We start from the raw sequence: 15,537 nt of genomic DNA on the forward strand, positions 1-15,537 counted from the left end.
CAATCCCGTTATTTTTTACGACGACGAACAATAAACTTATCCGACTTGTTTGATTTTTTGCGTGTTTTGAATCCAAGTGTTGGTTTGCCCCAAGGAGTCATAGGAGACTTACGTCCGATTGGTGAACGTCCTTCACCACCACCGTGTGGGTGATCGTTAGGGTTCATTACAGATCCACGGACTGTTGGGCGCTTACCTAACCAGCGGGAACGTCCTGCTTTACCGATATTAATAAGTTCATGTTGTTCATTACCAACTTGACCTACAGTAGCACGGCAGGCAGCAAGAATCATACGTACTTCGCCAGAGTTTAAGCGAACAAGTACATATTTGCCTTCTTTACCAAGAACCTGTGCAGAAGTACCTGCAGAACGAACTAATTGTCCGCCTTTACCAGGCTTTAATTCGATATTGTGGATAACAGTACCCACAGGAATATTAGATAATGGAAGTGCATTACCTACTTTAATGTCCGCTTCAGGACCAGACATTACCTCCATGCCTACTTCAAGGTTTTTAGGAGCAAGGATATAGCGCTTTTCACCATCTACATAATTAATTAGGGCAATTCTTGATGAACGGTTTGGATCATACTCGATTGTAGCAACGCGTCCTGGAATGCCATCTTTGTTACGTTTAAAATCAATAATACGATACTGGCGTTTATGACCGCCGGCTTGATGACGAACAGTTATCTTACCTTGGTTGTTGCGGCCTGCTTTTTTATTTAATGGAGCTAACAGTGACTTTTCTGGTTTATCAGTAGTGATTTCCTCGAAAGTGAACCCTGTCATGCCGCGACGACCATTAGAGGTAGGTTTATACTTTTTAATCGCCATTTCATTTCCCTCCTCTTCAATAAATATTAAGCTTCAAAGAATTCGATTTCTTTGCTATCAGCTGTTAATTTCACAATTGCTTTACGACGTTTGTTAGTGTATCCACCAAAACGTCCCATACGTTTGAATTTACCTTTGTAGTTCATAACATTTACTTTCTCAACTTTAACGCCGAAGATTGTTTCTACAGCATCTTTAACTTGAGTTTTGTTAGCACGAACGTCAACTTCGAACGTATATTTTTTATCTGCCATTAAATCAGACGAAGCTTCAGTAATTACGGGGCGCTTAATGATATCGCGTGCATCCATTATGCAAGCACCTCCTCTACTTTTTCAACAGCTTGCTTAGTCATGATTAATTTATCATGATTTAAAACATCCAACACATTAATTCCGTCAGCAGTTACAACAGTTACACCTGGGATGTTACGAGCAGATAATGCTACATTTTCATCTAGATCAGCTGTTACGATCAATGCTTTAGAATCAATTGAAAGACCTTTTAATACACCTTTAAAGTCTTTTGTTTTTGGAGTTTCGAAAGCAAGGCTTTCTAATACTAAAATATTTTCTTCTAATACTTTAGAAGATAATGCAGATTTAATCGCTAAGCGACGAACCTTTTTAGGGAATTTGTAGCTATAGCTGCGTGGAACTGGACCAAATACAGTACCACCACCGCGCCATTGTGGAGAACGGATAGAACCTTGACGTGCACGGCCTGTGCCTTTTTGGCGCCATGGTTTACGTCCGCCGCCTGCTACTTCAGAACGAATTTTTGTTTTGTGAGTTCCTTGACGTAAAGAAGCTCTTTGCATAACAACAGTTTCGAATAAAACATGGTTGTTAGGCTCGATTCCAAAGACAGTATCTTTTAGCTCGATTTCACCAACTTTAGATCCGCTTTGGTTAAATAATGCTATTTTCGGCATTCTTATTTCCTCCTTTCCGACTTATTACTATGCTTTAACCGCAGTTTTAATTTTTAATAATGCTTTTTTAGCACCAGGTACATTACCTTTGATAAGTAATAAGTTGCGTTCAAGGTCAACTTTTACAATTTCAAGGTTTTGAACAGTTACTTGCTCTCCACCCATACGACCAGGTAGCAATTTACCTTTGAATACACGGTTTGGAGCTACAGGACCCATTGAACCAGGGCGACGGTGGTAACGAGAACCGTGTGACATAGGTCCACGAGATTGTCCATGGCGTTTAATAGCACCTTGGAAACCTTTACCCTTTGAGATACCTGTTACATCAACAGTTTCTCCTGCTGTGAAAATATCAACTTTGACTTCTTGACCAACTTCATATTCTCCTAAATTAACTCCGCGTAATTCACGAACGAAGCGCTTAGGAGCAGTGTTAGCTTTTGCAACATGGCCCTTTTCAGGTTTGTTTGATAACTTTTCACGTTTGTCTTCAAAACCGATTTGGATAGCTTCATAGCCATCAGTTTCAACAGACTTAACTTGAAGAACAACGTTTCCAGTAGCCTCAACAACTGTTACCGGGATTAGATCACCGTTTTCAGCAAACACTTGAGTCATACCAATCTTTCTTCCTAAGATTCCTTTGGTCATTTCAGTCACACCTCCTAGATTGTTAAATGATTTATTTCATTAAAGTTTGATTTCGATATCTACACCAGATGGTAAGTCTAAACGCATTAATGAATCAACAGTTTGCGGTGTTGGGTTAATGATGTCGATTAGACGTTTGTGCGTACGCATTTCGAATTGCTCACGAGAATCTTTATACTTGTGAACCGCACGAAGAACTGTGTATACAGACTTTTCTGTTGGTAATGGAATCGGACCAGAAACAGCCGCTCCAGAACGCTTTGCAGTCTCAACAATCTTTTCTGCAGATTGATCAAGGATTCTGTGATCATACGCTTTTAAACGAATACGAATTTTTTGTTTTGCCATTACTTTCCCTCCTTTTCGCCTATTTTAAAATAGACATTCTCCGTGAAAATTTCCCACACACTCGCCATGGCAAAGCGGCCGGGTGTGTCAGCAACCTTTCACATCATCGCAGTCAAAGACCAACATTGTCTATTATACAGAAATCATATTCAATATGCAATAGAAATAATGGAATTTCTTCATTTCTTGCACACTCGTATAATTATATCGGCATTCATCTTGACTTTCAAGCATTACATGAACAATCCAATAATTTCATGTGATTAGAAAAGCGTAAACCGCATAGCCTTCGGTTACATACAGAAGCCAACGCCGCTTAGTGTTATATAACCCGTGAAATAGATACTATTATTATAGAAGAAACAAGATTTTTTGAATTAAAAAACCAGGTGGATCGTCACCCACCTGGTTTTACTTTTTCAATTATTATTCTACGATTGTAGCAACAACGCCTGCGCCTACAGTACGTCCACCTTCACGAATTGAGAACTTAGTTCCTTCTTCGATAGCGATTGGAGCGATAAGCTCAACGTGCATTTCAATGTTATCTCCAGGCATAACCATTTCTACACCTTCCGGAAGATTACAAATACCAGTTACGTCAGTTGTACGGAAGTAGAACTGAGGACGGTAGTTTGTGAAGAATGGAGTATGACGTCCACCCTCTTCTTTAGAAAGAACGTATACTTCAGCTTTGAAAGTAGTGTGTGGCTTGATTGTACCAGGCTTAGCAAGTACTTGCCCACGTTGGATATCTTCACGAGCTACACCACGAAGAAGAGCACCGATGTTATCTCCAGCTTCAGCGTAGTCTAGTAATTTACGGAACATTTCAACTCCAGTAACTGTAGTTGATTTTGGCTCTTCTGTGAAACCAGTGATTTCAACAACATCCCCAACTTTAACTACTCCACGCTCAACACGTCCAGTAGCAACTGTTCCACGACCAGTGATTGAGAATACGTCCTCAACTGGCATCATGAATGGCTTTTCAGTGTCACGAGTTGGGTTTGGAATGTACTCATCAACAGCAGCCATAAGCTCAACAACTTTTTCTTCCCACTCAGACTCTCCTTCAAGAGCTTTAAGAGCAGAACCTTTAACTACTGGAATATCATCGCCAGGGAACTCGTATTCTGATAATAGATCACGGATTTCCATTTCTACTAACTCAAGAAGTTCTTCGTCATCAACCATATCACACTTGTTCATGAATACAACAAGGAAAGGTACACCTACTTGACGAGAAAGAAGGATGTGCTCACGAGTTTGTGGCATTGGGCCATCAGCAGCAGATACTACTAGGATACCGCCGTCCATTTGAGCAGCACCAGTGATCATGTTTTTAACGTAGTCAGCGTGTCCTGGGCAGTCAACGTGTGCATAGTGACGATTTTCAGTTTCGTACTCAACGTGAGAAGTTGAGATAGTGATTCCACGCTCTTTTTCTTCTGGAGCGTTATCGATTTGGTCGTAACCTTTTGCTTCACCACCCATTTTTTTCGCAAGTACAGTAGTGATAGCAGCTGTTAAAGTAGTTTTACCATGGTCAACGTGTCCGATTGTACCAATGTTAACATGGGGTTTTGAACGGTCAAATTTAGCTTTTGCCATTAGGAAAATCCTCCTTTAAATTATAAAAATTAAGTATTTTTGAAACGCTGCGAAAAGAATACTCATTTCGCAGCATGTCTACAATAGTAGTTATACTTGATTAAAAAGGTAAAATCAATTAAAATTATTCACCTTTATGCTTTTTAATGATTTCTTCTGAAATTGATTTTGGAACTTCTTCATAGTGATCAAAATGCATTGAGAATACACCGCGACCTTGCGTGCTAGAACGTAAAGAAGTAGCATATCCAAACATTTCAGAAAGCGGAACCATTGCACGAACAACTTGTGCGTTACCGCGCGCTTCCATTCCTTCAACACGACCACGACGGGAAGTGACGTTACCCATGATATCTCCCATGTATTCTTCAGGAATGATGACTTCAACTTTCATCACTGGCTCAAGGATGACTGGGCTACATTTTGAAGCAGCATTTTTAAGGGCCATAGACGCCGCAATTTTAAACGCCATTTCAGATGAGTCTACATCATGGTATGATCCATCAAATAATCTAGCCTTAATATCTACTAATGGGAAGCCTGCTAATACCCCTCTATCAAGAGCATCTTTAAGCCCAGCTTCTACAGCAGGAATGTATTCACGCGGAACAACCCCACCAACGATTCCATTTTCAAATTCAAAGCCTTTTCCTTCTTCGTTTGGAGCGAATTCAATCCAAACATGACCGAATTGTCCGCGTCCACCAGATTGGCGAGCGAATTTACCTTCAACTTGCGCTGAAGCACGGAAAGTTTCACGGTATGCAACCTGAGGAGCACCAACGTTTGCTTCCACTTTAAATTCACGACGCATACGGTCAACAAGAATATCAAGGTGAAGCTCACCCATACCTGCAATGATTACTTCTCCAGTTTCCTGGTCAGTATGTGCACGGAATGTAGGATCTTCTTCTTGAAGTTTTTGAAGAGCTGTTGTCATTTTATCTTGGTCAGCCTTTGTTTTAGGTTCGATAGATAATTGGATTACAGGCTCTGGGAACTCCATAGACTCTAGAATTACAAGACTCTTTTCGTCACATAGAGTATCCCCGGTAGTTGTATCTTTAAGACCAACTGCTGCAGCGATATCTCCAGCGTGTACAATAGAAATCTCTTGACGGTGGTTTGCGTGCATTTGCAGGATACGCCCTACACGCTCGCGCTTACCTTTTGTAGAGTTTTGTACATAAGATCCTGAGTTTAATGTACCAGAGTATACACGGAAGAATGTTAGTTTACCAACATAAGGGTCAGTCATAACTTTAAATGCAAGAGCTGAGAATGGCTCGTTGTCATCTGCATGACGTTCTGTCTCTTCTTCAGTATCTGGATTTACACCATTAATCGCAGGGATATCCAGCGGAGATGGAAGATAGTCAATAGCAGCATCTAGCATTTTTTGAACACCTTTGTTTTTGAATGCAGTACCACAAAGAACTGGATAGAATTCAACAGCTACAGTAGCTTTACGGATAGCCGCTTTAAGCTCTTCCTTAGTGATTTCTTCTCCACCAAGGTATTTTTCCATTAATTCTTCATCTAGTTCAGCAACTGCTTCAATTAACTTCTCACGGTATTCTTCAGCTTGATCTTTATATTCTGCTGGGATTTCTCCCTCTTCAATCTCAGTTCCTAGATCGTTTTTGTAGAATGTAGCATTCATTTCAACTAGATCGATAATGCCTGAGAATGTATCTTCAGCACCCATTGGTAATTGGATTGGAGCTGCATTCGCTTGAAGACGATCATGCAGAGTTTTCACAGAATATAAGAAATCAGCACCAAGCTTATCCATTTTATTTACGAAAACAATACGTGGTACGCCATAAGTTGTTGCTTGGCGCCATACTGTTTCAGTTTGTGGTTCTACCCCAGATTGAGCATCAAGTACAGTTACTGCACCATCAAGTACACGAAGAGAACGTTCAACTTCAACTGTGAAGTCTACGTGTCCAGGTGTATCGATGATGTTTACGCGGTGACCTTTCCATTGTGCAGTTGTTGCTGCAGATGTAATTGTGATTCCGCGCTCCTGCTCTTGCTCCATCCAGTCCATCTGAGCTCCACCTTCGTGTGTTTCACCGATTTTGTGAATTTTACCTGTATAGTAAAGAATACGCTCAGTGGTTGTTGTTTTACCAGCATCAATGTGAGCCATGATACCGATATTACGAGTATTTTCTAAGGAGAACTCTCTTGCCATTGGGTATTTCTCCTTCCTAGTATGAGTAATATTTTGTATAAAGAATAAATTCTACCAGCGATAGTGAGCAAACGCTTTGTTTGCTTCTGCCATCTTGTGTGTATCTTCACGTTTTTTAACTGATGCACCAGTATTATTAGCTGCATCAAGAATTTCGTTAGCTAAACGCTCTTCCATCGTCTTTTCTCCACGTAGACGAGAATAGTTTACTAACCAACGAAGACCAAGAGTTGTGCGGCGATCAGGACGCACCTCAACTGGTACTTGATAGTTTGATCCACCAACACGGCGAGCCTTTACTTCAAGGACTGGCATGATGTTCTTAAGTGCTTGATCGAAAACTTCCATTGGCTCTTTACCAGTGCGCTCACTAATGATGTCAAATGCAGAATATAGAATAGCTTGTGATTTACCTCTTTTACCGTCGATCATCATTTTGTTGATTAGGCGGCTAACAAGCTTTGAGCTGTAAATCGGATCCGGCAATACGTCTCTTTTTGCTACAGGACCTTTACGTGGCATATTATTTCCTCCTTTCGAGAATTCTTACAATTATTTAGTGTTATTTTTTAGCTGCTTTTGGTCTCTTCGCACCGTATTTAGAACGAGCTTGCATACGGTTAGCAACACCAGCTGTGTCTAATGCTCCACGAACAATGTGATAACGTACCCCCGGTAAGTCTTTTACACGTCCGCCGCGAATTAGAACTACACTGTGCTCTTGTAAGTTGTGTCCGATACCAGGAATGTAAGCATTTACCTCGATTCCGTTTGATAAACGTACACGTGCATATTTACGCAATGCAGAGTTCGGTTTCTTTGGTGTCATTGTACCAACACGAGTACAAACACCGCGTTTTTGTGGTGAAGAAACATTCGTTTGTGCTTTTTTGAAGCTGTTGTATCCTTTGTTTAGTGCTGGTGATTTAGATTTTTCCTCTTTAGTTTTACGAGGCTTGCGCACTAATTGGTTAATAGTAGGCATTGAATTGTCCTCCCTTCACTTTTGTTTAAGTCCACACATCCAGGTGGTTCATTTTGATGCAAAAAACAAAGTTTTTGCAGAAACCATCTACAAAAACAGTTTTTAATTGATAATCGCAACCGTTGCGGCACCAACTTCAATTCCGCATGCATTTCCAAGCTTTTTCATTGAATCTACATACAAAACCGGAACATTTAATTCTGACGCTGTATTCGTCACTTTCGCAATCACCTTTTGATCTGCGTCTTTGGCTACTACAACCTCTTTAGCTGTCCTTGACTTAAGTGCTTTAACCGTTTGCTTTGTTCCTATTATAATTTCCTTTGCCTGCAATACTTTTTCATAAGACATTAAAGGACATCCTCCAAAGTATCGAGTTAATAGGAGCACCTTTGCTATATTAACATCTTCATTTTTTTATGTCAATAATCATTCTTGTTTTATTAAAAAAATTAATAGAATTTTTTTGGAAATGCAATGCTTGCTAGTTTTCCAGCAAGCATTGCAAATTTATTGCTATTCTATTGTTACAGCGTCCTCGATAACCTCTTCGTTTGTGTATGGTTCAGCTCGACGATAGCGCTGCATTCCTGTTCCAGCTGGAACAAGTTTTCCAATAATAACATTTTCCTTTAAACCTAATAATTCATCACGTTTTCCTTTAATAGCTGCATCTGTAAGAACTCTTGTCGTTTCTTGGAAGGATGCCGCAGAAAGGAATGAATCTGTTTCAAGAGATGCTTTTGTAATACCTAGAAGTACTGGGCGTCCTGTCGCAGGCAATTTACCTGATAGAAGCGCTTTTTCATTGGCATCTGTAAATTGATGAATATCAAGCAGAGTACCTGGTAGAACATCTGTCTCAGCAGCATCAATGACACGAACTTTACGAAGCATTTGACGTACCATTACTTCGATATGCTTATCGCCAATTTCTACCCCTTGCATACGGTATACTTTTTGAACTTCACGCAGTAAATATTCTTGAACTGCTGTAACGTCCTTCACTCTAATTAATTCTTTCGGATCAATTGAGCCCTCAGTGAGTTCCTGCCCACATTCTACATGGTCATTTACCGACACTTTGAGACGTGCAGTATATGGTGCTGTATACGTGCGGGATTCCACTTCTCCTTGGACAACAATTTCGTGCTGACGGTCGCGGCCTTCATTAATTCCAACTACTACACCATTAATTTCAGTGATAACTGCCTGACCTTTAGGATTCCGTGCTTCAAACAATTCCTGAATACGCGGTAAACCTTGTGTAATATCGTCTCCAGCAACTCCACCTGTATGGAATGTACGCATCGTTAACTGAGTTCCGGGCTCACCGATAGATTGTGCAGCGATAATACCAACTGCTTCACCTACTTCAACCTCTTGACCAGTTGCTAGATTGCGGCCATAACACTTTTTACATACGCCGTGACGTGTATTACATGTAAAGGCTGAGCGAATCCAAACCTCTTCAATGTTTGCATCTGTAACTTCCTCAGCAAGATCTTCAGTAATTAGACCGTTTTCAGGAACAATCACTTCTTTTGTTTCTGGATGTCTAATTGCTTTTCTTGCATATCTGCCGATTAGACGCTCTTCAAGAGTCTCAATAATCTCAGTGCCATCTTTCAATGCACTAATTAATAAACCACGATCTGTTCCGCAATCATCTTCACGAACGATGACATCTTGTGCTACATCCACTAGACGACGAGTTAAGTAACCAGAGTCAGCCGTTTTTAATGCTGTATCGGCAAGACCTTTACGAGCACCGTGTGTAGAAATAAAGTATTCTAATACGGTTAAACCTTCACGGAAACTTGATTTAATTGGCAACTCAATAATACGTCCAGCTGGGTTGGCCATTAGTCCACGCATACCAGCTAATTGAGTAAAGTTAGATGCGTTACCACGGGCACCAGAATCACTCATCATAAAAATTGGGTTCGATTTTTCAAGGGACTTCATTAGTTTTTCTTGGATTGAATCCTTCGCAGCACTCCAAATCGAGATTACACGATCATAGCGCTCATCTTCAGTAATAAGACCACGTCTGAATTGCTTCATAACGTTATCAACTTTCGCTTGAGCTTCATGAATGATCTGTTCTTTCTCCCCTAGGACAACGATATCAGCAACCCCTACCGTAATACCCGCTTTTGTAGAGTATTTGAAACCTAGATCTTTCATACGATCTAACATTTTAGACGTTTCTGTAATTTTGTAACGTTTGAATACTTCTGCAATGATATTTCCAAGGATCTTCTTTTTAAATGGATCCACAAGCGGCATTTCTCGAATAATAGAAAGTACTTCTTGACCTTTTTCAACAAAATACTTAGCAGGAGTTTCTTCCTCTAGGTTTCGTCTTGTCGGTTCATTAATATACGGGAATGACGCTGGTAAAATCTCATTAAAAATAAGCTTTCCAACTGTTGTAATCAATAGCTTTTGATTTTGTTCTGGTGTAAATTGTGGATTCTTTAAGGAGCCAGCATGAACGGCTACACGCGTATGCAAATGGACATATCCATTTTGATAAGCTAGAAGCGCTTCATTGATATCCTTAAATATCATACCTTCCCCAACAGCGCCATCTCTTTCTAGTGTCAGATAGTAGTTTCCTAATACCATATCCTGTGAAGGAGTAACAACTGGTTTTCCATCTTTCGGGTTCAAGATATTTTGAGCTGCAAGCATCAATAGACGTGCTTCAGCTTGAGCTTCAGATGAAAGAGGAACGTGAACGGCCATTTGGTCACCATCAAAGTCAGCGTTGTAAGCTGTACATACGAGTGGGTGAAGACGAATCGCACGGCCCTCAACCAATGTCGGTTCGAACGCTTGAATTCCCAATCTATGAAGAGTTGGAGCACGGTTAAGAAGAACTGGATGCTCTTTAATTACACTTTCTAAAACATCCCATACCTCAGGCTGAACTCTTTCAATTTTACGTTTTGCTGATTTAATATTATGTGATAAGCCCTTCTCTACTAACTCTTTCATGACGAATGGCTTAAATAGCTCTAAAGCCATTTCTTTCGGAAGACCACATTGATACATTTTCAAATTCGGTCCAACAACAATAACGGAACGACCTGAGTAGTCTACACGTTTCCCTAATAGGTTTTGACGGAAGCGGCCTTGCTTTCCTTTCAGCATATGGGAAAGCGATTTTAATGGACGATTTCCTGGACCTGTTACCGGACGGCCACGACGGCCATTATCGATCAGTGCATCAACTGCCTCTTGGAGCATCCGTTTTTCGTTTTGAACAATAATACTAGGCGCACCAAGATCCAATAATCGTTTTAAACGGTTATTTCGGTTAATCACACGACGGTATAAATCGTTCAAATCAGATGTAGCAAAACGGCCACCATCAAGTTGAACCATTGGACGAAGCTCTGGCGGAATAACAGGAAGAACATCAAGGATCATCCATGATGGCTCATTACCTGATCCACGGAATGCTTCTAATACTTCAAGACGCTTAATTGCACGTGTTCTACGCTGTCCTTGTGCAGTTTTTAATTCTTCTTTCAAAATATCCACTTCTTTATTCAAATCAATATCTGAAAGAAGCTTTTTGATGGACTCTGCACCCATTGAAGCCTGAAACTTATTACCATATTTTTCACGGTACGCACGGTATTCCTTTTCTGATAGCAGCTGTTTTTTCTCAAGAGCAGTATCGCCCGACTCCGTTACTACGTAAGAAGCAAAATAAATCACTTCTTCAAGCGCACGAGGAGACATATCAAGAACAAGTCCCATCCTGCTTGGGATTCCTTTAAAATACCAAATATGTGAAACTGGAGCTGCAAGTTCAATATGCCCCATTCTTTCACGACGAACCTTTGCACGTGTAACTTCTACACCACATCGATCACAGACTACACCTTTATAGCGTACACGCTTGTATTTTCCGCAATGGCATTCCCAGTCCTTTGTAGGTCCAAAAATACGCTCACAAAACAAACCATCTTTTTCTGGTTTTAATGTACGATAGTTAATCGTTTCTGGCTTTTTTACCTCACCATGTGACCAAGAACGAATTTTATCTGGTGAAGCAAGACCGATTTTCATATACTCAAAATTATTTACATCTATCAAGGGGCCTACCTCCCTTTTGATCTCCGGGCTATGCCCATATTGCCCATATGAAGCAATTTGGTGCGAAATTCACTCGTTCTAGCTGCCTCCGCTAAAAATAATTAAAAACGGAGGCAACAGAACAGAGGAAAAACATTAATATAATTAATAAAATCTATTCTTTCGTAACTACTTCTTCAGCTTCTGAGTTTTGTGGTTCAGGAGCAATCGCGAAAGACTCAGCCTGCTGCAAGTCTTCGTCATCCTCAGTATCACGCATCTCAATTTCTTCTTCATCGCCTGATAAAATCTTGACATCCATTCCTAAGCTCTGAAGTTCTTTAATTAATACTTTAAATGATTCAGGTACACCCGGTTCTGGAACATTTTCACCTTTGACGATTGATTCATATGTTTTCACACGTCCAACTACATCGTCAGATTTAACAGTTAAAATTTCCTGTAAAGTATAGGCAGCTCCATATGCTTCAAGCGCCCACACTTCCATCTCCCCGAAACGCTGTCCACCGAATTGAGCTTTACCGCCCAACGGCTGCTGTGTAACAAGTGAGTAAGGACCTGTAGAACGTGCATGAAGCTTATCATCAACCATGTGTGCAAGCTTAATCATATACATGACACCGACTGATATACGGTTGTCAAATGGTTCTCCAGATCTGCCGTCATAAAGAACCGTCTTCGCGTCTCTAGCCATACCTGCTTCTTCAATCGTTGACCAAACATCTTCCTCAGTCGCACCATCGAAAACAGGGGAAGCAACATGAATACCAAGTGATCTTGCCGCCATACCAAGGTGAAGCTCAAGCACCTGTCCGATATTCATACGTGATGGAACACCTAGTGGGTTTAACATGATATCAACAGGTGTGCCATCTGGCATATATGGCATATCTTCCTCTGGTAAAATACGAGAAATAACCCCTTTATTACCATGTCGTCCGGCCATCTTATCGCCTTCAGAGATTTTACGCTTTTGAACAATATAGACACGTACAAGCTGATTTACTCCAGGCGGGAGTTCATCGCCATCTTCTCGATTGAATACTTTCACATCAAGAACAATACCGCCGCCTCCATGAGGAACACGGAGAGAAGTATCACGGACTTCACGCGCCTTTTCGCCAAAGATTGCATGTAATAATCTTTCTTCTGCTGTTAGTTCTGTTACACCTTTAGGCGTTACTTTACCAACTAAAAGATCGCCATCCTTTACTTCAGCACCCGTACGGATGATTCCACGTTCATCAAGGTTGCGAAGTGCATCTTCCCCAACGTTAGGAATGTCTCTAGTGATTTCTTCTGGTCCAAGCTTTGTATCACGTGATTCAGACTCATATTCTTCAATATGAATAGACGTATATACATCATCTTTAACAAGGCGTTCGCTCATGATGATCGCATCTTCATAGTTGTAGCCATCCCATGTCATGAAGGCAACTAGAACATTACGGCCAAGGGCTAATTCTCCAAGTTCCATAGAAGGGCCATCAGCAAGAATCTCACCCTTCGTTACACGGTTGCCGACATCAACAATTGGACGTTGGTTGTAACAAGTTCCCTGATTAGAACGGATGAACTTGAGCATTCTGTATTTATCAAGATCGCCTTTAACTTCTTGGCCATCTACATTAACGATTCTACGAACCCATACTTCACGGGCTTCAACGTGTTCAACAATTCCCTCATGCTTACAAATGACTGCTGCACCAGAGTCTTTACCTGACACATATTCCATCCCTGTTCCAACTCTTGGTGCTTCTGGCTGCATTAATGGTACAGCTTGACGCTGCATGTTTGCTCCCATTAGGGCACGGTTGGAGTCGTCATTCTCAAGGAACGGGATACATGCAGTTGCTGCAGAGACAACTTGCTTCGGCGAAACGTCCATGTAATCGACACGATCACGTGCGACAACTGTGTTTTCACCCTTGAAACGAGCAACTACTTCCTCTTCAAGGAAGGAACCATCATCGCTAAGAAGCACGTTTGCCTGAGCCACTACATAGTTATCCTCTTCATCAGCAGTTAAGTAATCAATACGGTCTGTTACTTTTCCTGTCTCAGGGTCAACACGACGGTACGGTGTTTCAATGAACCCGAATCGGTTAACTTTCGCAAATGAAGATAAAGAGTTAATTAATCCAATGTTCGGTCCCTCTGGCGTTTCAATTGGACACATACGGCCATAGTGGGAATAGTGAACGTCACGCACTTCAAACCCTGCTCGTTCACGTGTTAAACCACCTGGTCCTAATGCAGATAAACGGCGTTTATGCGTTAATTCCGCAAGAGGATTCGTTTGATCCATAAATTGAGATAACTGCGAGCTTCCGAAAAACTCTTTAATTGACGCAATAACAGGTCGAATATTAATTAGTTGTTGCGGCGTAATCGTGTTTGTATCTTGAATTGACATTCTTTCTCGTACAACACGTTCCATTCTTGATAGACCGATACGGAATTGGTTCTGCAAAAGCTCACCAACAGAGCGCAAACGTCTATTTCCTAAATGGTCGATATCATCTGTATCTCCAACTGAATGAAGCAGGTTAAAGAAGTAACTGATCGAAGCAATAATATCCGAAGGTGAAATATTCTTCACCGCTTCTTCAACATAAGCATTTCCAATTACATTAATAGCCTTTTCCCCATCTTCGTTTGGAGCATAAATTTTGATTGATTGAAGAGTTGTATCCTCTTCCACTACCCCGCCATAAGGACTAATCGTCTTGAAACCGATATTCTCCTCTAATTTTGGAAGAATACGGTCTAATGTGCGGCGATCAAGGGTAGCCCCTTTTTCAGCGATAATCTCGCCTGTTTCCGGATCAACAAGCGTTTCAGCAAGTCGTTGTCCGAATAATCTATTTTTAATATGGAGCTTTTTATTAATTTTGTATCGACCAACATTCGCTAAGTCATAACGCTTAGGATCAAAAAATCTTGAAATTAATAAGCTTTTTGCATTTTCTACTGTAGGAGGCTCTCCTGGACGAAGGCGCTCATAAATTTCTAATAGAGCCTTTTCTGTGCCTTCTGTATTATCTTTTTCTAACGTGTTGCGGATGTATTCATTATCTCCAATCAAATCAATGATTTCTTGATCAGAGCCGAATCCAAGGGCACGCAAAAGAACCGTAACGGGCAGTTTCCGAGTACGATCTATTCTAACGTAAACGACATCCTTGGCATCTGTTTCATACTCAAGCCAAGCGCCGCGGTTCGGGATTACAGTTGCTGTAAAGCCTTTTTTCCCGTTTTTATCTAGTTTTCCACTAAAGTATACACTTGGTGAGCGCACTAATTGCGAAACAATGACACGTTCCGCTCCATTAATTACAAATGTACCTGTTTCTGTCATAAGCGGGAAGTCACCCATAAAGACATCCTGGTCTTTAACTTCGCCTGTTTCTTTGTTTACAAGACGCACTTTCACACGCAATGGTGCAGAATATGTAACATCTCGTTCTTTCGATTCCTCAACGGAATACTTTGGTTCGCCAAGGCTGTAATCAATAAATTCAAGCGACAAATTACCAGTAAAGTCTTCAATCGGAGAAATGTCCTGGAACATTTCACGTAAACCCTCATCAAGAAACCATTGATAAGAAGAGGTTTGGATTTCGATTAGATTTGGTAATTCTAAAACTTCACTGATTCGTGCGTAACTCCTACGTTGGCGGTGTCGTCCATACTGAACAAGTTGACCTATCAACTGATTCACCCCTCAAATCAAGCGTTTTTATTGCAAATATATTCTCAAATAGGACAAACAGTCCTATCATAAGACAAAAAGAAAAAGGGTTTTTAAGTCAAAAACCACATTTTCACATTACGACTATTA

At 40.8% G+C, this 15,537-nt stretch carries 12 protein-coding genes; all 12 read right to left on the reverse strand.

Annotated features, from left to right (window positions below):
• Nucleotides 1-8 precede the first annotated feature (8 nt).
• The 12 genes from rplB to rpoB all read right to left on the reverse strand — a co-directional run bounded on the left by rplB (nucleotide 9) and on the right by rpoB (nucleotide 15,408).
• The gene (rplB, locus tag KHA94_RS25055) at nucleotides 9-839 is read right to left on the reverse strand and encodes a 50S ribosomal protein L2 (protein WP_213104786.1); all 831 of its coding nucleotides are present in this window, start codon (nucleotides 837-839) and stop codon (nucleotides 9-11) included.
• A 26-nt stretch (nucleotides 840-865) separates the two neighbouring features.
• On the reverse strand, nucleotides 866-1,150 hold the full coding sequence (rplW, locus tag KHA94_RS25060; protein ID WP_151537118.1) for a 50S ribosomal protein L23: 285 nt from the start codon (nucleotides 1,148-1,150) through the stop codon (nucleotides 866-868).
• Nucleotides 1,150-1,773, reverse strand: a complete 624-nt coding sequence (gene rplD, locus KHA94_RS25065; RefSeq protein ID WP_213104787.1) for a 50S ribosomal protein L4 — start codon at nucleotides 1,771-1,773, stop codon at nucleotides 1,150-1,152. Before rplD ends, rplW begins: the two co-directional genes overlap by 1 nt.
• A gap of 27 nt (nucleotides 1,774-1,800) precedes the next feature.
• On the reverse strand, nucleotides 1,801-2,427 hold the full coding sequence (gene rplC, locus KHA94_RS25070; protein ID WP_213104788.1) for a 50S ribosomal protein L3: 627 nt from the start codon (nucleotides 2,425-2,427) through the stop codon (nucleotides 1,801-1,803).
• 39 nt (nucleotides 2,428-2,466) lie between these two features.
• Entirely contained in the window at nucleotides 2,467-2,775 is a 309-nt protein-coding gene (rpsJ, locus tag KHA94_RS25075) for a 30S ribosomal protein S10 (RefSeq protein WP_213104789.1), read from the reverse strand.
• Between the two features lie 426 nt (nucleotides 2,776-3,201).
• Nucleotides 3,202-4,389 (reverse strand): elongation factor Tu, encoded by a 1,188-nt coding sequence (gene tuf / locus KHA94_RS25080; protein ID WP_213104790.1) that lies wholly within the window; start codon nucleotides 4,387-4,389, stop codon nucleotides 3,202-3,204.
• Between the two features lie 124 nt (nucleotides 4,390-4,513).
• Nucleotides 4,514-6,592 (reverse strand): elongation factor G, encoded by a 2,079-nt coding sequence (gene fusA / locus KHA94_RS25085; protein WP_213104791.1) that lies wholly within the window; start codon nucleotides 6,590-6,592, stop codon nucleotides 4,514-4,516.
• 51 nt (nucleotides 6,593-6,643) lie between these two features.
• On the reverse strand, nucleotides 6,644-7,114 hold the full coding sequence (gene rpsG / locus KHA94_RS25090; RefSeq protein WP_213104792.1) for a 30S ribosomal protein S7: 471 nt from the start codon (nucleotides 7,112-7,114) through the stop codon (nucleotides 6,644-6,646).
• A gap of 40 nt (nucleotides 7,115-7,154) precedes the next feature.
• Nucleotides 7,155-7,577, reverse strand: a complete 423-nt coding sequence (gene rpsL, locus KHA94_RS25095) for a 30S ribosomal protein S12 (RefSeq protein WP_213104793.1) — start codon at nucleotides 7,575-7,577, stop codon at nucleotides 7,155-7,157.
• Between the two features lie 102 nt (nucleotides 7,578-7,679).
• Nucleotides 7,680-7,928, reverse strand: coding sequence for a 50S ribosomal protein L7ae-like protein (locus KHA94_RS25100; RefSeq protein ID WP_213104794.1), 249 nt, complete (start codon nucleotides 7,926-7,928; stop codon nucleotides 7,680-7,682).
• Between the two features lie 165 nt (nucleotides 7,929-8,093).
• On the reverse strand, nucleotides 8,094-11,693 hold the full coding sequence (rpoC, locus tag KHA94_RS25105; RefSeq protein ID WP_213104795.1) for a DNA-directed RNA polymerase subunit beta': 3,600 nt from the start codon (nucleotides 11,691-11,693) through the stop codon (nucleotides 8,094-8,096).
• A 154-nt stretch (nucleotides 11,694-11,847) separates the two neighbouring features.
• Nucleotides 11,848-15,408, reverse strand: coding sequence for a DNA-directed RNA polymerase subunit beta (gene rpoB, locus KHA94_RS25110; protein ID WP_213104796.1), 3,561 nt, complete (start codon nucleotides 15,406-15,408; stop codon nucleotides 11,848-11,850).
• Nucleotides 15,409-15,537: the final 129 nt, after the last annotated feature.

The sequence above is a fragment of the Cytobacillus citreus genome (genome assembly GCF_018343665.1).
Lineage (GTDB): Bacteria > Bacillota > Bacilli > Bacillales > Cytobacillaceae > Cytobacillus > Cytobacillus citreus.

What these genes read in the sequence shown, in the direction of transcription:
- rplB (WP_213104786.1), bottom strand. Translation starts at nt 839, where the DNA reads ATGGCGATTAAAAAGTATAAACCTACCTCTAATGGTCGTCGCGGCATG.
- rplW (WP_151537118.1), bottom strand. Translation starts at nt 1,150, where the DNA reads ATGGATGCACGCGATATCATTAAGCGCCCCGTAATTACTGAAGCTTCG.
- rplD (WP_213104787.1), bottom strand. Translation starts at nt 1,773, where the DNA reads ATGCCGAAAATAGCATTATTTAACCAAAGCGGATCTAAAGTTGGTGAA.
- rplC (WP_213104788.1), bottom strand. Translation starts at nt 2,427, where the DNA reads ATGACCAAAGGAATCTTAGGAAGAAAGATTGGTATGACTCAAGTGTTT.
- rpsJ (WP_213104789.1), bottom strand. Translation starts at nt 2,775, where the DNA reads ATGGCAAAACAAAAAATTCGTATTCGTTTAAAAGCGTATGATCACAGA.
- tuf (WP_213104790.1), bottom strand. Translation starts at nt 4,389, where the DNA reads ATGGCAAAAGCTAAATTTGACCGTTCAAAACCCCATGTTAACATTGGT.
- fusA (WP_213104791.1), bottom strand. Translation starts at nt 6,592, where the DNA reads ATGGCAAGAGAGTTCTCCTTAGAAAATACTCGTAATATCGGTATCATG.
- rpsG (WP_213104792.1), bottom strand. Translation starts at nt 7,114, where the DNA reads ATGCCACGTAAAGGTCCTGTAGCAAAAAGAGACGTATTGCCGGATCCG.
- rpsL (WP_213104793.1), bottom strand. Translation starts at nt 7,577, where the DNA reads ATGCCTACTATTAACCAATTAGTGCGCAAGCCTCGTAAAACTAAAGAG.
- KHA94_RS25100 (WP_213104794.1), bottom strand. Translation starts at nt 7,928, where the DNA reads ATGTCTTATGAAAAAGTATTGCAGGCAAAGGAAATTATAATAGGAACA.